Source organism: Providencia stuartii, assembly GCF_029277985.1.
In the GTDB taxonomy this organism is placed as follows: domain Bacteria; phylum Pseudomonadota; class Gammaproteobacteria; order Enterobacterales; family Enterobacteriaceae; genus Providencia; species Providencia zhejiangensis.
On the sequence record NZ_CP119546.1, the window covers coordinates 986,503 to 1,011,086 of the forward strand.

The 24,584-nt window shown below is 34.2% G+C and carries 18 protein-coding genes; 14 read left to right on the forward strand and 4 right to left on the reverse strand.

Features of this window, described 5'->3' with window-relative positions; genetic code table 11:
• Window positions 1–10: 10 nt before the first annotated feature.
• Both P2E05_RS04230 and P2E05_RS04235 read right to left on the reverse strand, forming a co-directional pair.
• Window positions 11–448, reverse strand: a complete 438-nt coding sequence (locus P2E05_RS04230) for a GNAT family N-acetyltransferase (protein WP_276123022.1) — start codon at window positions 446–448, stop codon at window positions 11–13.
• A gap of 172 nt (window positions 449–620) precedes the next feature.
• Window positions 621–1,166 carry a hypothetical protein gene (locus P2E05_RS04235; RefSeq protein WP_154623330.1) on the reverse strand — a complete coding sequence of 182 codons (546 nt, stop codon included), beginning with the start codon at window positions 1,164–1,166 and terminating at the stop codon, window positions 621–623.
• 308 nt (window positions 1,167–1,474) lie between these two features.
• On the opposite strand from P2E05_RS04235, the gene P2E05_RS04240 reads away from it, so the two are divergent.
• Window positions 1,475–2,128, forward strand: coding sequence for a DUF421 domain-containing protein (locus P2E05_RS04240; RefSeq protein ID WP_272657629.1), 654 nt, complete (start codon window positions 1,475–1,477; stop codon window positions 2,126–2,128).
• Window positions 2,129–2,186: 58 nt separating this feature from the next.
• Here the strand turns inward: P2E05_RS04240 and cptA are convergent, their stop codons facing one another.
• Entirely contained in the window at window positions 2,187–3,896 is a 1,710-nt protein-coding gene (gene cptA, locus P2E05_RS04245) for a phosphoethanolamine transferase CptA (protein ID WP_154621790.1), read from the reverse strand.
• Window positions 3,897–4,275: 379 nt separating this feature from the next.
• On the opposite strand from cptA, the gene P2E05_RS04250 reads away from it, so the two are divergent.
• The 10 genes from P2E05_RS04250 to P2E05_RS04295 all read left to right on the forward strand — a co-directional run bounded on the left by P2E05_RS04250 (window position 4,276) and on the right by P2E05_RS04295 (window position 15,304).
• Window positions 4,276–5,451: an ion channel gene (locus P2E05_RS04250; RefSeq protein WP_154621791.1), complete on the forward strand. Its 1,176-nt coding sequence runs from the start codon at window positions 4,276–4,278 to the stop codon at window positions 5,449–5,451.
• Window positions 5,452–5,480: 29 nt separating this feature from the next.
• On the forward strand, window positions 5,481–6,098 hold the full coding sequence (ccmA, locus tag P2E05_RS04255; protein WP_154621792.1) for a cytochrome c biogenesis heme-transporting ATPase CcmA: 618 nt from the start codon (window positions 5,481–5,483) through the stop codon (window positions 6,096–6,098).
• The gene (ccmB, locus tag P2E05_RS04260) at window positions 6,098–6,763 is read left to right on the forward strand and encodes a heme exporter protein CcmB (protein WP_154621793.1); all 666 of its coding nucleotides are present in this window, start codon (window positions 6,098–6,100) and stop codon (window positions 6,761–6,763) included. Before ccmA ends, ccmB begins: the two co-directional genes overlap by 1 nt.
• Window positions 6,764–7,040: 277 nt before the next feature.
• Entirely contained in the window at window positions 7,041–7,355 is a 315-nt protein-coding gene (locus P2E05_RS04265; RefSeq protein ID WP_154635646.1) for a helix-turn-helix domain-containing protein, read from the forward strand.
• Window positions 7,356–8,468: 1,113 nt separating this feature from the next.
• A complete protein-coding gene (locus tag P2E05_RS04270) occupies window positions 8,469–8,789 on the forward strand; it encodes a helix-turn-helix domain-containing protein (protein WP_154635647.1) in 321 nt (106 codons plus the stop codon).
• Window positions 8,790–9,006: 217 nt separating this feature from the next.
• Complete coding sequence (ecpA, locus tag P2E05_RS04275) at window positions 9,007–9,630, forward strand: common pilus major fimbrillin subunit EcpA (RefSeq protein ID WP_154623300.1); 624 nt, start codon at window positions 9,007–9,009, stop codon at window positions 9,628–9,630.
• A gap of 93 nt (window positions 9,631–9,723) precedes the next feature.
• On the forward strand, window positions 9,724–10,410 hold the full coding sequence (locus P2E05_RS04280) for a hypothetical protein (RefSeq protein ID WP_154623299.1): 687 nt from the start codon (window positions 9,724–9,726) through the stop codon (window positions 10,408–10,410).
• Between the two features lie 19 nt (window positions 10,411–10,429).
• On the forward strand, window positions 10,430–12,925 hold the full coding sequence (locus P2E05_RS04285; protein ID WP_272657627.1) for a TcfC E-set like domain-containing protein: 2,496 nt from the start codon (window positions 10,430–10,432) through the stop codon (window positions 12,923–12,925).
• A 12-nt stretch (window positions 12,926–12,937) separates the two neighbouring features.
• Complete coding sequence (locus P2E05_RS04290; RefSeq protein WP_230085829.1) at window positions 12,938–14,545, forward strand: fimbrial protein; 1,608 nt, start codon at window positions 12,938–12,940, stop codon at window positions 14,543–14,545.
• A gap of 72 nt (window positions 14,546–14,617) precedes the next feature.
• Window positions 14,618–15,304, forward strand: a complete 687-nt coding sequence (locus tag P2E05_RS04295; RefSeq protein WP_195848161.1) for a fimbrial protein — start codon at window positions 14,618–14,620, stop codon at window positions 15,302–15,304.
• Between the two features lie 113 nt (window positions 15,305–15,417).
• Here P2E05_RS04295 and ugpQ read toward each other — a convergent pair whose 3' ends face one another.
• Window positions 15,418–16,158: a glycerophosphodiester phosphodiesterase gene (ugpQ, locus tag P2E05_RS04300; protein ID WP_154623297.1), complete on the reverse strand. Its 741-nt coding sequence runs from the start codon at window positions 16,156–16,158 to the stop codon at window positions 15,418–15,420.
• 275 nt (window positions 16,159–16,433) lie between these two features.
• Between ugpQ and P2E05_RS04305 the strand changes: the two genes are divergently transcribed.
• From P2E05_RS04305 to P2E05_RS04315, 3 genes are all read left to right on the forward strand, one after another.
• Window positions 16,434–17,153, forward strand: coding sequence for a 4'-phosphopantetheinyl transferase family protein (locus P2E05_RS04305; protein WP_154635648.1), 720 nt, complete (start codon window positions 16,434–16,436; stop codon window positions 17,151–17,153).
• 777 nt (window positions 17,154–17,930) lie between these two features.
• Window positions 17,931–19,958: a TonB-dependent receptor gene (locus tag P2E05_RS04310; RefSeq protein WP_272657625.1), complete on the forward strand. Its 2,028-nt coding sequence runs from the start codon at window positions 17,931–17,933 to the stop codon at window positions 19,956–19,958.
• Window positions 19,959–20,056: 98 nt separating this feature from the next.
• Window positions 20,057–24,553, forward strand: a complete 4,497-nt coding sequence (locus P2E05_RS04315; RefSeq protein ID WP_272657624.1) for an amino acid adenylation domain-containing protein — start codon at window positions 20,057–20,059, stop codon at window positions 24,551–24,553.
• The last annotated feature ends 31 nt before the right edge of the window (window positions 24,554–24,584 follow it).

Consider the following 24,584-nt stretch of genomic DNA (forward strand, 5'->3'; position numbering starts at 1 on the left):
GGAGTAGAAGCTATGTTAATGATAGAACCATATAGATATGTGCCATTCCGTCCTCATCATAGCTATCTCCCTGAGTGTGGTAGCCTAAGGCCTCATAAAAAGCGATCGCAGTGTGCTGTGCGGATAACTCAATAGATTGGAACTGGTGCTCTTTGGCATATTGCTCAACAAACATCATGAGCTTACGACCAAGGCCTTTACCTCTATGTTGCTTGAGAACAGCGACTCTACCCACTTTGATGACCTTATGGGGGTATAAAATACAGCGCAGCACTGCAACGGGAGTATGGTCTATATAGAGTACGACGTGTAGCGCGTTGTCATCATATTCATCAACATCAATGTCAGCTGGGAAACCTTGTTCATGAGTAAACACCTGTTGACGTAGCTGAAAGGCATGATTGACAAGTTCCGGATAGGCATAGCCAACGCTATATTTTACTTGCATATTGTCCTCTATTGCTAAATGAGTCGTTTATATTATCGAGATTTGAAGCGTTATAGCAGTATGGAGATAGAATACATACGATTTTTGTGCTCTCTATATTACAAGACTAGAGCACATAAAAAGCAGGCCGATGGAGGCCTGCTTTGAGGAAATAGAGTCAATGAGTAGATGATTACTTATTTTCTGATTTTAACTCTTCAGTCTTACTTTTAGCATCAGTGGCTAGCTCATCGGCTTTATTAATTGCATCGGTTTTCAGTTGTTGACTTTTTTCGGTGATTTTATCATTTGTTTCTGAAATTTTGTCTTTTGTTGACTCAGTGATTTCATCTGCTTTTTTGTCGGCAGCTTCTTTTAGCTCTTTGGTCTTATCTGACAATTCATTTGCTTTTTCTGTCGCTTGTTTTTCAAGTTCATCGGCTTTCTGTGTAGCGCTATCTTTGAGGTCAGCGGCTTTTTGTTCACCTGACTCTTTTAGTTCTTTCGCTTTGTCGGACAGCTCATTCGCTTTTTCTGACGCTTGTTTTTCAAGTTCATCGGCTTTTTCTGTTGCCTTTTCTTTGATTTCAGCGGCTTTCTGTTCACCTGACTCTTTTATCTGCTCTACTTTTTCTTCAGCTTGCTTCATCGTTTGGTCTTTTTTTGATGAATCATCACAACCCGCTGCCATAGTGATAATACCTGCTAGAATAAGAGAGCCAAGCATTTTCTTTTTCATAAACATTTCCTTTAGCATGTGTGAGTGGATACGGACTGACTATAAGTAGCATGATATAAATATAACTCATATTTTTAAAAATTAAAAATCAGTTGGTTCTGAATGTTTAAATTAAAGAATTAAAAGAAAAATTATAACGAAAAATAAAATGAAAGCTTTAATGTCTCATATCAATATTTTTCTTAATATTAGAAATGCGATTGGTGATTTAGCTATAATTGAACTCTAGTATTAATCGGCAGTTAGAGAGTTATCTTTTTATTAAACGAAAATTAAGACAACCATAGGAATGCTAAAGGAAGTATTATATGAGTTATTACTATATGCTTGTTATTGTTAAGTTTATGATTGGTTTTGCTATTGTTCTTACTCATATGAATTTGTCGGGGAAAACCCAACTCTCTCAAATGACACCGATCGATTTTATTGGGAACTTTGTTTTAGGTGGGATCATCGGCGGTGTGATTTATAGCGATACGATCCCACTGTATCAGTATATTATTATACTGCTTATCGGCGTTTCATTTATTTCAGGGCTAAATTATTTAACCAAAAAATTTAACTTTATTCGTAATGTGACTATAGGTAATCCGATTCCCATTATTAGCAAGGGAAATTTCATCATGGAAAATATATTAGAAAAGGGAAATAAAATTGATATCTTGAATATATCATCAAAAATTCATGCACAAGGTGTGCACTCATTTCAAGAAATCTATTATGCACAGATTGAACCGGATGGGCAGTTAACCGTCATTTGTGATCCTACCAATATGCCATCTGTTATTGTTATGAAAGACGGTATTGCCAGAATCAATGAATTGAAGTCAGTAGAGAAAGATGAAGATTGGTTAGCCCAGCAAATGGCTAAGCGGGGAATTGAACATCCAGAATTGGTATTTCTTGCTGAATTTTGGCAAGGGGAAGTGAAATTCATCTTACAAGATGGAAAAATAAAGTAATCAGAAGAAACGCAAACATAAACATGAAGAGCCTTATGGCTCTTCATGTTGTGTACGGCTATTTTTTCAAATCATCATACAACATTAAAGATGACTTTTGCTCTGGATCGCCAATGTAGCGTGGCTGTGGTACAAACTCATGACTAAATAGACTTCTTTGCGGTATATAACCCTGATAGTTAAAACCAGCAAGATCAGACCATGAATAAATAAAATCCATAGTACTATAAGGCCTATCGGTTTTATCGTTTAAATTAAATTGATGATTTTGTAACCATTCTGGTGATTGCCATACTAGGAAAGGTACATTATAGATAACACGAGTTGGCTTACCTTCACTGCGCCCTAAAGTTTCATGAGGCGGTGTATCAAATACATCTTCACCATGATCAGAGAAAAAGACTAAAAACCCATTTTCTTTTGATGAGTCGAAATCCTTAATTAAAGATGAAACAATGTAGTCATTATAATGCTGTGCATTATCATAAGCATTGTAATCAGCAACCTCATTCTCTTTTAGGTTACTAGGAACTAGATTATCTCTATCTTTAAATACCGCTTTATCTTCAGGGTAACGGAATTCATAACGCATATGAGTGCCGAGCAAGTGAACAACGATAAATTTCTTTTCTGCGGGATCTGCCAGCGCTTCTTTAAATGGCGCTAGCACCACTTCATCATAAATACGTGAGCTTTGAGCCATATCGTTATTCAAATAATATTGCTTATCGGTTTGGCGAGAAAAGGCGGTTAGTAACGTATTTCGCTCAGTCATCGTTTGCTGGTTAGTAATCCAGAATGTTTTAAACCCTGCTTGTTTCATCATATTTATGATTGAAGGGCGTGAATTAAACAGTTCAGGTTCAGTCTGAGAAGCAAAGGTCAAAATTTGTTGTAGAGCTTCAATAGTATAAGGGCGAGAACTCACAACATCTGTAAAGACAGATAAATTATCTGGATAATGTTGTTTTAATTGTTCTAGCTCTGGGGTTGTTTGGCGTGGGTAGCCATATAAACTCATCCTATCACGGCTTGTTGATTCGCCAATAACGAGAACAAACGTTCTTGGGGTATTTCCGTTAGCATCGATGAAGTTTTCCAATGGTGGGATTTTGCTATTATCACGAATCAGCTCTTCCATATTGGCTAATTGGTTTTTATAGAGGAAATAACCACTAACAAACTGCCAAGGTGCAGCATAAGCAAGTTTGCTATTGACATAAGACATCACATTTGCGATTGGCCTATCTTGCTTAATTCCTTTGTTATAATAAGGAATTGCAAATAAGACTGTCAGCACCAATAACGAAACTAATAATCTCGCCGGTACAGGCATTGAGACTGGTTTAAGTCTCGTCCATAAGAAAATAGCCACAAGAGTGTAGAGAAGAATAGCGGCAATAACTTTAAAGCTAATGTACTGTTGTAAAAATTCACCGGCTTCGTTGGTATTTGTTTCAAACATAACGAACATCACGCTTTGTGATATTTGATGTCCATATACAACAAAATACGCCAGTGCGACGACAGATGAAAGCCAAAGAATAATACCGATAAGACCAGCAACTAATTTGATGCGTTGTGGAAAGAACAGGGCGGGCACTAACCAAAGCGTACTGTACAGTAAAGAATCTCTTAATCCGATGGTATTGCTTTGTCCGGTGATAACAACATAAATTTGCAATAAAGAGGAGAAGTACCAAAAATAAATAAGCAGCCAGAACAAGGCTGACCAACTAAATTTTTTCGTGTGCGTAGAATTAACCATATTTAATTGAACTCTTATACTCGTTATGCTGGGCGATTGAGAAGAAATGTCAAAAATCGTTTTTTAGATATTATCTTCGAATTTAAGTTCAATAAAATAATTAGCTAATAATTGATTTAGACTTGGTTGATGTTTGGTTATCAATCATCCAAAAAACACTATCAAAAAAAGAATAGCTTCATCGATTACGCTTATGTTTAACGGGGTGTTGATTGATGATTTCGTTTAAGAGGGGGATAGGTGCGGGTACAAGGAAGAATAAAAATGAATAGATTGAGCTAAAAGTTAAATGAAGCACGCCATTCAAACTAACATCATTGACCAACATGTGATATATAGGAGTTTATGTAATTCTAGGTGATCAGAGGGTGAAGGAAAAATGTCAGATAACGCATTTATTGTTTTTCTGAAATCATCCTTATTTATTCGATTAGTCATATCAATACTCATCATTGTTGATGGGTATATGATCATTAAGCCTGTGTTAGGTGCCTATACATACTATATTGATTGGCGAACCAATGGCTTCACTGAGTGGCTTAAATCTCTCGGCTTTATGAAATTGTTGGATATTCCCCGCTTTCTATTAGGAATATCTTTAGTCTTTTTATCATTTTTTATGATCAACGGTGCGCGAATAGCCTGGGTTTTTTCACTGTTGCTATTAGCCATTATTTCATTTGTTGATTTAAAAATTGCAACGGAAAATGTGCATCAAGGCTACTTCTCATTAGCGCTATTTATCGCTCTTAGTGTATTTTGGAAACGCTATCATCATCACAGCTTAACGAGTGCAGGCTTTGTCGCAATAACCTGTATTATCGCTTTGTTGCTCTATTCTATTTTTGGCACGCTTTATATTGGTGATGAATTTTTGCCTGTGGTTAAAGATGGATCGACCGCATTTTATTTTGCTTTAGTCTGTATGACGACGGTTGGTTTTGGCGATATTGTTCCTGTTTCAACAGATGCTCGGGTATTTACGGTCACTGTTATTATTCTTGGTATTACCATTTTTACAACATCAGTGGTTTATGTGGTTGGGTTACTCGCTAAGGGAACAAAGGAAATTGTTCGTAAGAGGTTTTCTTATATGAAAAATCATTATGTTGTTATCGGTAGTACACCGATGGCGGTAAGTGTTTATCAAGGACTCAAAAGCCGAGAACTGCCTGTTGCGGTTATTTGTCAAGAGAGCCATCGAACACACTATCCTGAGAAGGATAATATTGTGACGGGGGATCCGACAAGCACTGAGCTATTAGCTGAATCCAATGTTAAACAGGCTAAATACGTTTTAATCATGACGGATAGTGATGCTTTGAGTACTTTCGCTTTATTAGGTGTGAAACAGCTAGCGAAGGAAGGGGTAAAAACCATTGTATTGGTTAACCAAGAAAGCAATATGGATAAAATTCGTCTACTTAACCCTGATATGCTGTTTTCATTATCTTCACTCGGGGGAGAAGTTTTGATGAAGGTGCTTTGCGGTGAAACAATATCGAATGAAAGTATTAGTGATATTCTGTTAAATAAAGTGGTGAAAAGCCAATAGCACCGAGCAACTAACAGGAACAATATACTATGCTAACTGCCGAGAAAATCAGTTGTCAGCGGCAAGATAGAGTGCTTTTTCAGCAGCTTAATTTTACTGTGCAACCAGGGCAAATTCTCCAAGTCGAAGGACCGAATGGCGCAGGAAAAACGACGTTATTACGCATGATAGCTGGACTTTTAAAGCCCGATGAAGGTGACATCTTATGGGAAAAGCAATCTATTCATCAGTTAAAAGAAGATTTTACTCGTCAATTACTCTATTTAGGGCATAAACCCGCCGTCAAATCATTACTCACTCCTTATGAAAACCTTCAGTTTTACTATCAAATGCATCATAAACATGCTGCGGGAGAGGGTTTATGGTCTGCTTTAGAAGAAGTGTCTCTGATAGGCTATGAAGATATTCCTGTCGGTCAATTATCTGCTGGGCAACAGCGTCGAGTTAATTTAGCAAGACTATGGCTAAGTGAATCCCCTTTATGGGTATTAGATGAACCTTTTACAGCGATTGATGTGGCGGGAGTAAAACGCTTAACGGAACGCTTTCATCAACATGCAGAGCAGGGGGGAATAATTCTATTCACTTCCCATCAAGCGATGTCGGGACACTTTGGAACGTTAAAACTGACAGGCGGGTATGAATAATGTTTTGGTTAGTCTTCAGAAGAGAGCTAAAAATAGCGTTTAGAAGTTTTTCGGAATTAGTGAACCCTCTATGGTTTTTCCTTATTGTGATTACATTATTTCCTTTAAGTATTGGGCCTGAGCCTCAGTTACTTTCACGTATTGCCGTAGGGATCTTTTGGGTCGCAGCCATCCTTTCCTCATTACTTTCACTTGAGCGTCTATTTAAGGATGACTATTTGGATGGTTCATTAGAGCAACTATTGTTAGCCCCCCATCCACTTTTTATAACGGTACTCGCGAAAGTGATTGCACACTGGTGTGTAACGGGGGTTCCCTTAATTTTATTATCACCTATTGCTGCATTGATGCTCTCTTTTGATGCGAGCACGCTATTAGTACTCGCAGGAACCTTATTACTTGGTACGCCTATTTTGAGTTTTATTGGGGCGATCGGTGCCGCCTTAACGGTATCTCTGAAAAAGGGCGGGGTGCTTGTCAGTTTACTTGTGTTGCCTTTATATATTCCCGTGCTTATTTATGCAACCGGAACAATGGAAGCTTATAGTTTTAATATGCCACTAAATAGCTATTTAGCTATTTTGGCTGCTTTGTTAGCCGCGAGTGTCACCCTTTCTCCCATCGCAATTGCCGCGGCATTAAAGCTTAATGTGAGTAATAGCTAATAGCCCAGTTAATATATCAAGTCGTCAACATATGCTAGGTCATTGGAATATTTTTATTTATCTAGCATGTGTTGTTATATCTAATTTGTAATAAGTTGTGTCTTTTATATATATTCTTAAGTTAACGTTAACATTTGCAATGCGTTATTTTTTATCTAATTGAATATTAATATATTTTCATTGTTTTATCTCATTGTGCTCGCTTGTGAAAAAGACTTTAAATATTGCGGGTTAGATGTATAATTTAAAGTGTGTTAAAAATATAAAGGATATATCAATGGATAATAGAGAACTAAATAGTATTGTTTCGTTATATTTTAAAAATTTGAGGAAAAAAAATGGAATGACTGGCTACCAATTAGCGAAAAAGCTTGGTTTGAGCCAGCAGCAACTTTCTCGTTATGAAACGGGTAAAGTGAATTATAATATCACGTTGATTAATCAATTAATGATAGAGTTAAACGGTGATTGGGCTGATTTTATAGCTAAAACTGTTAACGTTAACAATCAGATTGTGACTGAAAAAACGATAGAAGAGAATAATATATATCTGAAGGTTCTTAATAAAACACCGAAATACTATTGGTCATAACGTTATATCATTAACTAATTTTATCTTTGCTTGTCTTCTTAAATGGGTAATACTTTGAATGCAGTTTTCAGTACCGCATTATGGCAATAATTTATCGGATTCTATCGGGCATTAATTTTAATCTAGAGTGCATAATCACATGGATTAAAATACGTTATTTACGTGAGATGTATAAATACTGTTGAATTTCACATTACCCAACAGCTCATTCATTACAACAAAGTAAGAGTGGTTTTTTATTCGTTACATAATGGATGAGCTGAAATTTTTTATAGAACAGTTAATCTAATCTCATTTCTATTTGATGCACATCAAGCTAAACCTTTCTTATAAAAAGCAAACATAAAGTAATCTTAACTAATCAAAAGAAATGATAAGCACATAGCTCAAATGTAACGGCTATAAACTAATTTTGATTTATGCCGCCATTGTATTATTAAAAGGAAGCGAGTATTTCGCCATTCAAACATTTTTATCTTATCTTTCTTTTGCACACGTCACGCTTTTCAAACCTTATTTATAAAAATTAAGCCAATCAGTCTCTGTTCTTCCTGAGTGCTCATCTGCTCTATTGGACTTTCCGTGCTCTATCTTTTTAGTAAGCAAGTATTAGCCATGAATTATGGCTAATATATTGTTGTAGGGGATCGCGGGAAAACTTAACGCGCTTTCTGTTGTACATAGGTTATGGTCAGAAAAATCCTAAAAAAATGTTTGAATATGAGTAATAACACCTATAAGGAGTACTTTTACTGAGCAAATAGATAATTACTAGGTTTATTTTTGAACAAATTAATCATTATCGGAGTAATTTTTCTGTTTGAATATTGTTGTTTATGTCTAAATGTAAATATAAAACCTTATTTTTAAAAAGGTTATACATATATCTTCTTGTTAATGTTGATTTTTTTGCTTTTTTGTCTTCTGTCTTTGTTAAGAATACTTATTTTAATAGCTTTCCACTTTCTATTTATGGGTTTTGATTATCGAAATCGATTATACAAATTTACATGTTAGTTTTACTATCTCCCCACAATAAATTTTGAGCGTGAATTTGATTTATCCATTAAAGTATTTCAAAAATCATATTTATTCTTATATAGGGTAAGGTTTATGGATTATCTGGCAGATGAAATAAATAAAAAAATCGGGGCGTATATAAGAAGAATAAGGAAAGAAAAAAACTATTCGGGTTACCAGCTAGCTACAATGTTAAATGTTAGTCAACAGCAAGTTTCTCGTTATGAAACCGGCCAGACAAAACTTACTTTTGAAATGGTAGATGGCATACTGCTGGCATTAAATAAAACATGGAAAGATTTGTTTAATGCAGTAATGGATGAGCATGATAACGAAAGAATTAAAGATGCGATAAAAAAAGATAGGGTTTACTATCATATCTTAAATAATGTCTCCAATAAAATTTGGAACTGATTATAACTATTAGGTTTTTCAAATCATATATTTTTTAATAATGACCTTAGGGTAGATGCTTATTTTTATATCCTATGTGTTTTGATCCATTAATCGTTTAGTAAATAGAATGATTATCATGGTTTTTTATTGTATTTAATAAAGAATCCTGATGACAGTATTCTTTATGCTATGCAATTAATTTTTTTGTGTAATAGATAAAAATAGAGAGAATAATATGTTTAATAAAAAAGTGACGTCAATCGTGCTTTCATCATTAATTGCAGCTTCTTTTGCCACAGTGGCGAATGCTGAGACTCGTACTGCTCAAGCAACTGCAACTTGGCAAGCAACAGCGATTAAAGATACAACGAGCATGTTAGTTGTAACTCCATTAAAAAGCCTAACCTTTAATTATGCTGAAGGTCAAAAAAGCTTTAACCAACAAAATGGTGCGTTCGACATTGCTATTCAAGGGCAAGCAGGCGCAACAGATTTTAAATTAGCATCAAAGATTGTTGCTAATACATTAGCAAGAACGACGGATGATTCTAAACTCACTGTTGGTGTTAAATGGAATGGTGAAGACCTTAGTAAAACAACAGACACAGTATTGATTGATACTTCAAAAAATCTGACATCTGGATTAGATAACTTAGCTGCTGATGGTATTTTCAATGGCTCTGAGCGTGCAACTGACCGTGGTGAATTTACATTCGTTATCGCGGGTGCTGAATCAGAAGGTGCAGCAGCTGACTTTAATTCACTCACTGATGGTACTTGGGATGGCGATGTAAAAGTTCAATTTACTGCTACGTGGGATGGTGATTTTTCTCCTGTTGAGCCGGCTCCAGAAGCATAATTGTTGATTCGCTTAGTCTATTAATTAACTGACACGATAAAGATAATATAAGGATATAGTATCTTTATCGTCTTTCTTTTTAAATTATTTATTATGATAAAGAAAACAACTGTAGCCGCAATATTATTATCATTATTACCATTGAAAAATAGTTTGGCTGTTAATGTCGGTAATATTACTGAAATTATTGACTCAAGCCAAGATACATTAGCCAAAGAAGTCGAAAATACAGTTAATACAGCAAGATTAGTGAATTTAACTATCGAAAAAATAGATTCGCCTTTAGATAATGGAAAAGTAGTATCAGTAACTGATCCTAATGAAATATTATCAACACCTGCCAATTTAATTTTACCAGGAAATGCTAAAGATGTATTTAAAATTATTTATCAAGGGCCAAAAGACGATAAAGAACGTTATTATCGCTTAAATTGGAAAGACGATCCTATTGGAGAAAGCACGGCAACAAAAAGCGCGAAATCTGCATCGGCGACGACTTCAGCAACAATTAGTACCATACTTGTCGTATCGCCTAGAATAGAAAAATTCAATTATAAATATGCAAACTCACAGATTTCTAATACAGGAAATAGTACGTTTCGAGTTGTTGCATCTGGTCCTTGTTTAGCATCAAAACAAAAAAGTGGTGTAGATGGGATATGTCGAGAGCGTTATTACTTGATGCCTAATTTAGCGGTGAAATTACAATTTGTCGATCTCACAAATAAGAAATCTAGTGTAGGTATTTGGCACAAAGGAGAGTTCATTGTTGTCAAATAATGAATAATAGGCTTTAATCATGCGTAAGAGTGTTCTTGCTATATCAATAATGAGTATTATTTTTTCCAATCCTATTAATGCTAATGACATAAAAAGCATTAAAATTGGTGGGTATATTATTCCTCCTGCATTTGTTATGGCCTTAGAGGAAGGCATGTCTGTGCCAGTATTCTTACGATTAAACGATGCGGCTAGTAGCAATCAAAGCGAAGATAAAATTGCCGATGCAGTTATTGTTATTGAACATGATAAAATAAAATTAGCAAGTATTCATCTTATTGATTCAACACAAGGACCACAATTAAATAGCTTACTTATCGAAACATTAGAAAAGAAGAATAATGTATTTTTTGACGAAAACAGTGATATTTCTATTGATAGTAATGCGACTTTGAAATTGAATATATCTTCATTTAACTTATCTCTAGATGTAGATAAAGCAGCATTCTCCCCTAAAGAGCGCGTTAGACGATTTTCACTTGGTGATTCGTCAGTAAATAGGTTTTCAGCCGTTGCCAATTATGATTTGGGGGTTTTCCAAAGCCATGTAAAGAACGCAAAAAACTCATCCAGCAGCTATTTCAATTTAGATACGTTATTTGCCGCTGCCGAGCATCATATAAATATTAATGCTTCAGCTTATAGTATTGGCAAGTCAAATTCTAACGTAGAGCTTTATCGGGCTATGTATGAGCGTGATTTTAATGGTCTTCGCTTTGCATTAGGTCTGATGAGTACATGGAATTTACAGTCTATTGCCAGTTTAACAACGCTAAGTAGTAGTAAAATTTATGCGGCATCAATTGGTAATCACTCATCAAGTGTTGTGGCAAATAAACAGCAATCGCTAACACCGATATATGCGTTTTTAAATAGTCCTGGTGAGGTTCGAATTTATCGGCAGGGCAAGTTATTAAATATCCAAAATTTCCCGATGGGTAACTATGAGGTTGATACGAGTGTATTACCTTATGGTATTTATGATGTCACCATTGAAACGGTTGTAGATGGCAAAGTGGTAACGACACAGAACCAAACGATTAATAAGTCATTCGGAGCGATAGGACGAAATTTCGATAAAACAAACTGGGAATTATACGGCGGCTATGTTGATTTTGATAAAAAATATTATGTCAGAAATGAAAATTCCCATAGCCAATCACCAGAAAAGAGTTATTTATTAGGTATCTCTATTGCTAGAAGTTTTCCGGTACTGTCCGGTTTAAGCTTAACGATGTCTAATTATGGTTTTGACAAATTTTTTGTTAATGAAACCAGTATCAATGTGGCTTTAAATGAGTACATCTCTCTTTCATGGCAAGGCATGATGGAAAATCATGGTAGCCATAGAAATATTGGAACTGTTTCTCTGACGATACCTGAAGGATACGGTTCTCTATGGGCATCAAGAGAAAAAACAGTTATTAAAGGCGATTTACCCCTTTATGACGCGGATAGCTATTCCTATGGTGGTACTTTCAATTTTGACAAAATTATTGATCGAGCAGGGACTTTTACTATCAGTAATACCAAAGACCGTCGTGTAGGCAGCGATTCAATTAACTATGAATATGGCAATACATTATTTTCTGGTCGTTATGGTACGGTTGGATTAAGAGCTGGCGTTCAACGTTATCATTATGATAACCAAAGCAGTACAAACGAAAAATACATTAATCTCGATTTCTCATTGCCCCTATCGACTTGGTTAAGCACGGGGGGTTCATCGACCAATGGTAATATCAAAGCTAATATTTATGCGAATAAGAACTTTGAAGATTCACCAATTACAAATGCAGGGCTTTCTGTTTCGAAGTTAGTCCGTGACAAGAATAATGGCGAGTCTGATTTTTCTACATTAGCTTATGCTTCTTACGATATGAAATATAACTCAGGAACGATCACAGTTAATCGTCCTGATGGTGATAGGCTAAATGGTAATTTAACATCTAGAGGTTCTATTGCTTATAGTGATGGCACGATCATGCCTAGTGGTCAACAAGGTAAATCAGGGATCATTATAAATTCAGCGATCACGGGTAATGGCAGCATGGTTGCAAAAGTTAACGGTCAAAATTATCCAATTAGTGGGAAAAATACGTTTATTCCACTATCGCCATATTCAGATTATGAGATTCAATTAATGAATGATGGGAAATCTAAAGATAGTTTTGACATTATTTCAGGAAGAAATAAGTCTGTGACATTATATCCGGGTAACATCGCTTTCTATCAACCCGAAGTTAGGCAACTCGTCACCGTCTTTGGTCGACTCAAATCACCTGACGGTGAATTTATTAAATATGCTTCAATTCGTAATCATATTGGTAGAACAAGAACCGATAAGAACGGTGAATTTTCAATGGATGTCGATGTTCGTTATCCTGTCATTTCTCTCTTACAAGATGATGAAAAAACAATTTGTGAGGCAGATTTAAATTTAGAAGGTGCACGCGGTGCTTTGTGGGTTGGTGATGTCACCTGCGAACCTCAATCATCTCTTGCAAAAAGATAGTGAGAATTTTAAATGAATAAAAATATACTTTTTATATTTTTCATTTGCTCCATATTAAATGGTTTAACAAGTGTGACTGCTATTGGGGCGAATGTGTCTAATAGCTATGTTTTTATAGAAAACAACGTTGACAATGAATTTTTTATTACCCCAAGAACAACAGACCCGCGTTTCTCGGGATCGAATAAATATACTCGATATTCTGGTGATTCACAGCGAAGTTTAGGGTATATGGGATATGTGAATACTGGAATTGTCGCGAATCGTAATATTGATATTTGGTTAGAAAACTCGCAAATAGATAGACCTTTTACGGGAAACCGATGTATGCGGGGTTATTGCAATGATAATAGCGGGTATTGGCCAGCTCAGTATCTTGGTAAAGATGGCGCGTATAAAATCGTACAGAGTAATACGAATGGCCAGTCCAATTATGCTCGAGGCATATTCAGTGATTCTGCATATCAATATTTTCTCACATTACCTGTTGGTTCAGCAGAGACATACAGTTATCGAGCTTGTATGACCACGACAGATTACGATCCAAGTAAGGGGGAGTCTTGTCGAAGTGTTGGGGGGAACATTATTGCTTCTCATGAATTTAATATTACGAAATCAGGTCATATCAAATTAACGTCAACGGGGGCGTTACAAGAAATTTTTATTGATAGTAATGGTAACCCAAGCATTGGTCTTGGTTCTCAATTTTGCCGTATAGGTATTATTGGTAATCAAAATGGGATTATTTGCCAAGTTATAGATCATGAAACAAAAGGCGATATATTTAATAATATTCGTCTGAGTTTAAAAATAAATTCAACACTAATACCGTTTACACCAGCCGCAAACAGTATTCTGATAGGCCCTGATGATGGGACAAATCGGTGGTATAATTATAATACAACATATCAAGCAAACTATTATTTTCAAAATAGTAATAAGCATGTATCTATTTTTTTATCGAACACTTTTTTGAAATTACTAATATCTAGAGGTATTGATTTTACTAATAGCCAAGAGTTTTTTACCTTTTCATTTACAAATACTGCGGTACCTGAATCAGGCTATTATGAATTTACACCTTCCAATATGCTAATTATTAAACCTAGAGATTATGGAATTAGCATTATACCAACAGATTTTAACCCGAAGCAGTCTAAAACAGGAAAGGTTGGAAATGATGAACCTCCTATTGAATTTAATTACATTGTGACGACAAGTGGCCCAAGACAGGCGGATTCAATTACAGCAAAAGTCGATGGTCCAACGATAACCTTAAAAGGACGAACATATTGCCTTTTCTCTTCGGATGATGACAAATTCAAAGTGCCTTTTTCTGCTTATTTATCATTTAAAAATGAAAATGGCTCACAGTCTTCTTATCGAGCAAATTGCGATAGTAATGAAATATCACTGAAAAATGCATTTTGGGAAGAAACGCCATGGGATAAACCTAATCAAGATTTAGGCTCTTTTTATAGAACTCATTTAGATCTATCGTTTCCCATGAATGATTCCAACTCATTTTTTACATTAGATGGTATTGATTGGCTCGGAACAGTGTCTGCTAGCGGAACGGTAGTCGTGAAAGCCATTTGGACAGGTCCAGATATTCAATAGTACTGTTCGAGAATCGTGTTATCTCTTATGTTTGAATAAATACACTGACTTTAATTTAGTGTGGTCAATGATATGCTAAAAAACAATGGTCATTCTTTACTGGGCAGCCTATTTTTTATGGCGTTACTCTTATTCTATAAGCAGGCTTATGGGCTATACATTGATGCTGATATTTCCTCTATAGAATCAGGTGAGACGTTTTTGTCGAAGTCATATGTTAATGATACAAAAACAACTAACTTATATAGCTTTAGTGCATATAAGATTGATAAACCAGGGAACGATGAAGTTGGAGAAGAAATCAGTAATGGAGAGATTATTTTTACACCCTTAAAGAAAATTTTACTACCGGGAGAACGGGAGTTTTTTAAAATATTTTATCGTGGAAAAGAAGATGACCAAGAACGTTATTACAAAATTATTATCAGTGAAACGCCATTTGAAGTAAAAAATTCTGGGGCACAAAAAAAGCAGCCATTATTCTATCCAACGATAAGCTTAGAAACCTATCTAGTAGTAAGGCCTAAAAATCCTAATTTCAAATATGACTTTAGGCAAAATGAAGGTGTGTTAAAAAATACGGGTAATACCTATTTTAGAGTCATTTTACATGATAATTGTGAATCTAATGAAGATGATATTCCTTATGTACTCTACTTGTTACCCCAACAGGCGTATCGGGACGCAAGATTAAAAAAGAAAAGCCATAAATACATTGTTGCTTTTGATAAATATTATCCAATAGGCAATTGTGATTAATATTAAACTCACCCAAACATTGCAATTTATGGGAAAGTTAGTTTGGAGATCGCCATATATTAAAACAAATAATACATGGCGTTCATACTCACTCACTTTCATTTGTTCGATAACTAGGCGCCAAAATTGGGAGTAATGATATCAATCGCGTCTGTACAGATAGCATCGACACCCCATGCTAAAAGCTGAGAGGCACGAACAGGAGAGTTAACCGTATATACTAAAATATATAATCCAAAGTCTTTTAGTTGCTTAATGCGTTTTTCATCGAGTAATTCGTGATTTAAATGGATTGATAGACAATCAAGGTGTGTTATTAGCGCTTGCCAATCTTCTCGCCATTCATCTAATAACAATCCTCTTGGTAGTTCAGGTGCTGCTTGCTGAGCGGCTTCTAATGCTTCAATGGAAAAAGAGGAAAGTAAAGGCGCTGTTTGTTTTTGCCATAATTGACGTGCGGCTAGTGCAACAACTCTTCCTGTTTCTGATTCTAAATTTTCGGTTGGTTTTATTTCGATATTTGCCATCATTCCATATTGCTGGCAACGTGCTGCAACCTGAGAGAGTAATGGTAATGGCTCACCTGCAAATATTTGACCAAACCAACTTCCTGCATCAATTTTTGACAGTTGTTCCCAATCTAACTCACCCGCGATACCTTGGCCATTGCTTGTACGTTCAAGCGTATCATCATGGAGTAAAAATATTTGTTTGTCTTGAGATAGTTTTGCATCAAATTCAATCATTGTATGACCGAAACTAGCACCAACATCAATAGCTGCAAGGGTATTCTCTGGTGCTAGCATACCACCACCACGGTGAGCGACAATTTTAGGATAGGGCCAAGATTTCATATATTTTGTCCATCGGCTATTAAAGGTGAAAAAGAGAATTGCTTTTCAGGTAAGTATAATCATAACGTTTAGTTTATTAACTAACGAACAATCTTTTAGACTCGATATATGATATTCATGAAAAGCACAGATGAATAGTGCATCTTTTTGCGAGTGTATTCAAAGGCGAATGAGTATATTTTGGTTAAAAATAGCTAAAAATAAGGTCGTTGCCATCATCCGCGTGTCGCGTTATTTTAAGTGCTCATTTATATTTGTCTAAGTTGGAAAATTAGATGCATTTACTATCAAGTCACTTCAAGTATTCATTATTGCCCTCTGATTTCCTTTTGCCAAATGAGCATGTGTACTGTAGGCAGATAAGTTTCGAGATAACCGACATTGATGAAACAGATTTTACTTTTCATCAAGTCGCATTGCCATTAGCCTTCAATAATATGGTTCCTAAACGCAGGTGTGAGTATTTAGCAGGGCGGATCTGTGCAAAAATGGCATTAAAGCAGTATAAAACGGAAGAGCATTACGAAATTATCAGCAATCCTGATAGAAGTCCTTGTTGGCCAAATGGGATCATTGGTTCAATTACCCATACAGAATCGATAGCAGCTGCCTGTATAGCGAGTGAGTCTACACATACCAATATTGGTATTGATTGTGAAAAAGTTATAAGTTCTGATTTATGTAAAGAAATTGAGCATCAAGTTTTGGTCGCTCATGAATTCGATATCTATAGAAAAATAAAATTTCCAAAGGAATTATTTGTTACATTAATTTTTTCTGCAAAAGAGTCAATATTTAAATCTCTTTATAAAGACGTTAGGGAGGTTTTTGATTTTAATACAGCCATGTTGATTGAATTGACCCATGATAATTTGAAATTTGTTTTAACAAAAAAGCTTGCTAAGAGATGGAATGTGGGAGATGAAATAAATATTCAATATAGAGTTATCGATAATCATGTTTTTACATCGAATAATATCAAAATGGTAGAGTAGCTAGAGTAATAAAAAGATAAATGAAAGAGATAATTCGAGCCTATGATAACCTAATAGCTGTAATTAATAAGGTTTATTATTTTTGTTGATAAACTGTTTCTTTAACGAAAATTTTCCTGCCTAAGAATAGATAAACATTTAAAATTAACGCTTAAGAAATCCCACACAAACATAAAGTATATTTTATGTTCTTATCTACACCACTTTTATTTTATCAGATCTAGATCTGATTTTTTTCACTCTAAGATAATTCCTAAACAAATCCCCGTCAAATCCTCAATCTAAATTAAACTTATAAATCAACTAGTTGTAATGATGGTGCTTAAAGGTAATACGCACTTATTGCTAATTTGACATAAGTTTACAAGCATGCTAAAAGAAATGAATGTGATTATCATTATTATTATCATTTGCAAAAACATTAATAAAAGTGCTGATTTTAATGAGGGGACTATTGGATTATTTTGGGCGGTAGCTAGGTTTTTCGTTGTAACATTTCATTAACAATAATAATAGTTTCATCATGTTTATATGGATATGATGGAACATAAAAATAAAAAATTTAGCGCGTTATACGCAAGGATATGTCAAATCATTAATATTAATCTGTTAGATGTATTTACTTGTTCCGCTTATATATATATTTAAACTCTATTATTTAATTAAGTCTTAAAATATAAAGATAGCCTTTGCAGGTGAGTTTTTATATATAACTATAATATAGCATTTTGAATTTACTATATAATTTATCAACTACATATTAGGTGTCTATTAAAAATGAATAAAGTTAAATTTAAATTTAAATTAAGCTCTCTTAGCTTACTTCTCATTTGTTGTTCTAGCTCATTGAGTGTCGCGAATGAGATAGATAAAAAAAACAATACAGAAAATACGGATAACCTAGAAAATTCTGATGAAATAGTTGTAATAGGTGAAAGGTTTAATCGTAGAGCTGTTGAGACCGGTGCTAGTATTAATATCATCACAGCTAAAGAATTAGAGAAACGTCCCGATTTATATTCGCTAACACAAATACTTAAACAGACACCAAATATAATTGATACGGGGTTAGGTAATGAATTACCGACCATTAGAGGTATCGATGGCTCAGTATCTCCTGGCGCGATGGCGTTTTTTACTGGTGCAAGACCACGTATAAATGTCCAAATTGATGGACGGACTTCAAACTACAATGAATTGGCTTTTGGTACCAAATCTTTATGGGACATGAAGCAAGTGGAAGTGTATCGCGGTCCTCAAAGTTATGCTCATGGGCGTAATGCTATTGCAGGTGCAATAGTGATGCAAAGTAAAGATCCGATAAATGAATATGAAAGTGCGGTAAAAGTAGATTATGGAAATCAGCATCGTCGACAATATGCTGCCATGGTCTCTGGGCCTGTTGTTGATGAAGAGTTATTATTCCGTCTAAGTGTTGATAGGCAAGAGAGAAAATCATATGAAAAATTGGCTGATTACTATCCTGCTGGTGATTCGAGTAAATTCGAAGCGACAACGACTCGAGCTAAATTGGTATGGTTACCTTCAGCATTACCTGATTTCTACACTTCTTACACTTTTTCCCATATTGACTCTCGGGCACCGCAAGGCGAATTTAAATCTAATACGGTAGCGGATACATACCGTGCTGTATTCCAAATTAGATCGGCTACAAACATTTGGGATATGGGATACCAAATAAACGATAACTGGAAATTTGAAAATAAAGCAATTTATACAAATTATATTCAGGACCGTTATTCACTACCCACAGGGGGACCTGCAAGGGTTGAAGGCCATGAAACACAAATTGAGCCGATATTAAAATTTGATAATGGAAGCTATAGAGGGCTGCTTGGGCTATTTTATTTTAATGCGCCTCAGGATGAGCGAGTATTACTCGTGGTTCCAAATTCATATAAAGATAAGACGACGACAAAGGCAGTTTATGGTGAGCTAACATTTGAGCCAGTACAAAATATTGAAGTAAACATATCTACACGTTATGAGCAAGAAGAACACTCACGAACTGGGGGAAGTCTTTTTGCCGTGAACTACAAAGATAAAGAAAATATCTTCTTACCAAAATTTGATGTTGCATATTTAATCAGTAATGATCAACGTGTCGGGGCTAAGGTTGCAAGGGGATATAATCCTGGGGGAGCCGGCATTTCATTTCAACCTCCATTTGCAACATATGAATATGATGCTGAATATGTATGGAACTACGAGCTCTACCATAGATGGATCTCTGACGATAAGCGCCTTAGTGTCAATACCAATATATTCTATAATGATTATAAAGACTTACAAGTGCCATACTATAATATTTCAGGCAATACGGTCGTTGATAATGCGAATAAAGCGATAACATATGGAGCAGAACTAAATATTAATTGGTTAGCTACCGATGAACTAAATTTATACGCAGGTCTTGGGTTACTCAAAACTAAGATCAAAGAATATAAAGAAAATGAAAGTTATGAAAATAATAAATTAAGTCGCTCACCAAGTTATACATTAAATTTAGGGGGGAGTTATGAACTACCAAGGGGATTTGAGGTGGGGGCTAACGTAAATTACACAGGCGATTATTATTCCTCTGTATCAAATAGTAAAGAGTCAAAAATTAATGCCTATTCACAGGCTAATGCATATTTAGCTTATAATTTTAAATATGGAAGAGTAGCACTTTACGCTGATAATACTTTTGATTCAGATAAAAAAGTGAAAGTTATTACAGGTGGATATACAACATATCAACAGCCGCGAGTCGTAGGTATTACGGCTGAATTAAAATTCTAACTCATTAAGAAAAATGGTGTGATTTAAAATCACACCATAAAATAAATTCTTATTTTCATAAATCACACATTACTGTCAACTCTATAAGGTTAATATAGATGGATTACCGTTCAGATTCTAGGGATACCTTTCCTATGTCTGATATGCAAACAGCATATTGGATGAGTATAACTGATTATACACAAAAGAATAATTCAAGAATCCAATACTATTGTGAGTATAATCTAACAGAATTGAATTTAGAAAAATTTAAGCAGTCATGGGACAAGGTGTTAGAAAGGCATGACATGCTTAGTGCTGTAGCACTAAATAATGGACAGCAAACAATAATAAAATACCCTAAAGAAATTCACTATATTGATATTAGAGATTTAAAAAAGGATGAGAAAATAAATTATTATATATCATTAAGAAATGAAGTTTCACATAAGAAATTTAATTGTTGTGAAGGCCCACAGTATAATATTTATTTAATTGAGGATGATGAGTTCACAAAATTCATACTGCATTTAAATATGTGGGCTATAGATGCTTACAGTGTGAATATTATACTTTCAGATTTGGCTAGGTTTTATTTTTCAGAAGAGAATATGGCTAATATTAGCTATAACTATAAAAGTTATCTACAAGACTTTTATTCTAAAAAAGAAGATGTTGTTGATAACGAGATTTTAGATTACTGGTATAGCCGCCTAGGTCACACAAGTTTCCCACCTAACTTACCTATCAAAACCATTCAAAATAATAAAGGTCAAATTAATAACTTTTCACAATTAGAAAAAAAACTTAGTAATAAAGATGTCGATATTCTAAAAAAAAGAGCACGCGAGCTTAATACCAATATAGACATTTTGTTACTAAGTATTTTTTGTGAAGTCATTAATTATTGGAATGACTCAAATAAATTTTGTATAAATATTCCCACATTTTCACGGCCATTTTATAATAAAGAAATAAATGATATAGCTGGAGAGTTCTCATCATATCTAATATTAAATCTAGACCTTCCTACAGGAACAGCCTTTAAAGATAGAGTTAATTATATACATAAACAGTATATTGATGACTTAAATTTTTCCCAAGTGTCGAGTAATAAAATATTAAGACATATATCACAAAGAAATAATCAGTCATCTATCAACATATATCCCGTCGTATTTACATTGAGTCATGGGCTAGATAAATTAAGAGATGATATTAAATACAAGTTATTTGGTGATTTAAAATATGATATATCACATACACCAAATGTAAAGTTAGACTGTCGGCATGAGTTTTATCAAGGTGCATTGACCATTAAATGGGATTACGATAAAAATCATTATGCCGATAATTGCATAGAGAGCATGTTCGAAATATTTATTAATCTAGTCACTGCTATTATTAGTGATACTTATGAAGAATATATCCATAAAGAAAATGTTGTCGGTCTCCCGATTAAACAAAAAGAAAAAAGATATGAAATAAATAATAATAGAGTAGGCTATTCAAGTAATTCTATTTTTAGACAATTTTCAGAAATGATGGAAAGCTCATCATGTCAAGATGAGGATGCACTTATTTGTGAAACAAAAAAAATCACCTACCAAGAAATGTACAAACAAGTATGTGTATTAGGTGGACATTTAAGTAAACTGATTAATCAGAACAAAAATAGTAAAAAGATAATTGCAATATTATTACCAAAAAGTTGCGAGCAGATAATTTGTGTTTGGGGAATATTAGCTTCAGGGTGTACATATCTACCATTAGATCTTGAGCAGCCTAAAAGTCGAGTTTTTGATATTTTAGAAGATGCAAAACCAGACCTCATTATTATAAATAATGAAACAGAAGACTTAATAAGTCAGAGTATAAATATAAAAACTTTCAATATCGAAAAAAATAAAATGGTTATTGAAAGTGAGTATATACCATTGGCAGGAACACTACCGGGCTATTCTGTATCAGAAGAAGATCTTATTTATATCATGTATACATCTGGTACTACAGGTGTGCCCAAAGGGGTAATGGTAAATAATAAAGGCGTTAATAATGCGATAGATTACTCTATAAAAAAACTAATAAATTTTTCTGAAAGGCCGATCGTATTAGGGGTATCAGCATTACATCACGATATGTCAGTATTTGATACATTGGCAACTTTTATACAAAAAGGTGTACTAATACTACCTAAAGAAAATAAAAGAAAAGATCCTGAAGAGTGGTCTAATATTATAAAAAAATATAACGTTAACTATATTGTTTCAGTTCCCGCGATTATTGATATGCTATTTACCTGGTGTGAATTTAAAGGATATACATTAGATAGCATAAAAAATATTATAATGGGAGGGGATTGGATACCGACTAATATTCTAAAAAGAATAGAGAAATATTGCTCAACTAATGTTGTTGCATATAGTGTAGGTGGTCCTACAGAAACAACTATGTGGAATATCACAAACAGAATTAAAGATGAAGAAAGCTGGTTAAGTGTACCATACGGATATCCAATTCAAAACTGCTCATATTATATATTAAATGAGCAATTGATAGAAGTTCCTGATTGGGTTATCGGTGAAATGTATTGTGGAGGAGTGTCATTGGCACAAGGCTACATGAATGATCCCAAACGTACAGCAGAAAAGTTTATTATTCACCCAATAACGAAAGAACGACTATACAATACCGGTGACCTCGGGCTATATCATCCTGATGGCAGAATAGAATTTATAGGAAGAAAGGATGGGCAGGTAAAAATAAAAGGAGTCAGAGTTGAATGTGGTGAAGTACAGAAAAAACTAGAAGAGTTTATCGAAGTTAGCCGAGCTATTGTCTATTTATATAAAGGAAGTTTGACGGCGGCATTAGTATTGCGTCCTAATATCCCGAAAATCAATGATAATGAACTATATCAACGTAGCAAAGAAGTATTGCCAGTAAGTATGTTACCTTCATTATGGATTCAGTTGTATGAGTTGCCGTTAACTAAGAATCAAAAAGTAGATTATCAAAAGTTAACTCTCATCACCGAAGATTATTTAAAGTCAGCGAAGGGGAAGTTAAAAAATAAAGATGAAAGCATGAAAACAAAACAAGAAGTCATGCTCTGTGAGATTTGGGAAGGATTGTTAAATAAAAAAATAGAAAATAAAAATGATAGTTTCTTTTCACTTGGTGGAGATTCGTTATTATTAATAAGTCTTTCAACAGAAATATTTAATCACTTCTCTGTCCAAATACCTTTCGCTAAATTATTAATGAACCTAAAAATAGATGAACAAATTCATTTAATCAAAGAATTGCAAAGCAAAACGAATGATAAAAATAAAATAGCACATATAGATTTAAGTGAATATCCATTACTTCCCAACCAAGAAGACATATGGTTGGCAGAAAAATTGTCATCGGGAAAAATCAAGTTCAGAATTGTTTTTGGGTTAAAATCTAATAAAAAACTAGAAGAAAATAAACTTAAAAATGCGTTAGAATACTTAAGAAGTCATCATATTGCGCTTTCACTACTCTTTTCTCTAACGTCTAAGGGATTGAGCCAATATGTTGATAAAAACAAACCTTTACCAATTTATTATGAGAAGGTTATTGATGAATCATCTTTAATAAGTAAAATTCGAGAAATTGAAAATAGTGAATTCGATTTGTTTAATGAATATGCTTGGCGAGTACACCTGATTCCTTTATCTAATGGAAAACAAATTTATCTTTTTAATTTCCATCATATTATTTTTGATGGATGGTCTGTAAAACTGTTTTTTAATCAACTTGAAAATGTCTACAATAATATTAACAAAGTGATAAAGCTTGATATAAATTATGTTGATTACGTTTATTGGAAGAAAAATAAGCTATTAAAAGAAGAGAATGAAAATATTAAATATTGGGAAGGTGTCATTAAGGATGGTGTGCACTTAATTGAGGTGAACAATCAGGATAAACCTGAGTCAATGATAGAGGAATCAACAATACCCAAAGATATTTCTGAGTTATTAAATAAGTTTTGCCACCAGAAAAATACGACTCCATTTATTGTGTTATTTAGTATCTTTCAATTAACTCTTGCTAGCATATACCAAAAAGAAAATTTCTTTGTAGGCATTTCTGATTCGGGAAGAGACCATCCGGATACAGAGTCTATGTTAGGACTTTTTATACATAATCCTATATTTAAAGTGAGTGGAGTCTCAAGAATATCCCTTAATGATATGGTTAAAAAAGTACAAGAAGACTATTCAGATGTCATTAAGTATCCAATGCCATCACTTTCTAAGATTATAAAAACATTAGGGGGGATAGGAAGAAGAAATGGATTCAATGATTTCTGTCAAGCATGCTTTATCATGCAACCAAATTATAGTGACGAACTATTTTTTGGTGATGCTAAAATGGAAAAACTAAATATCGTGAGTAATGAAGTAAGATTAATTTATGAAATGTCGTGTTGGCAGGGTAAAAGCAATGAACTTACTGTAATGTTAAATTACGATAAAACAAAATCAACCTCCCATGAAGCAAAAAAATTATTAGCTACCTATGTATTAAATATCCAAAAGCTACTTGTAAATCCTGATAGTACTACTGTGTGGATTAAATAAATATTAACTCATCAAATTGTGTTACTCCATA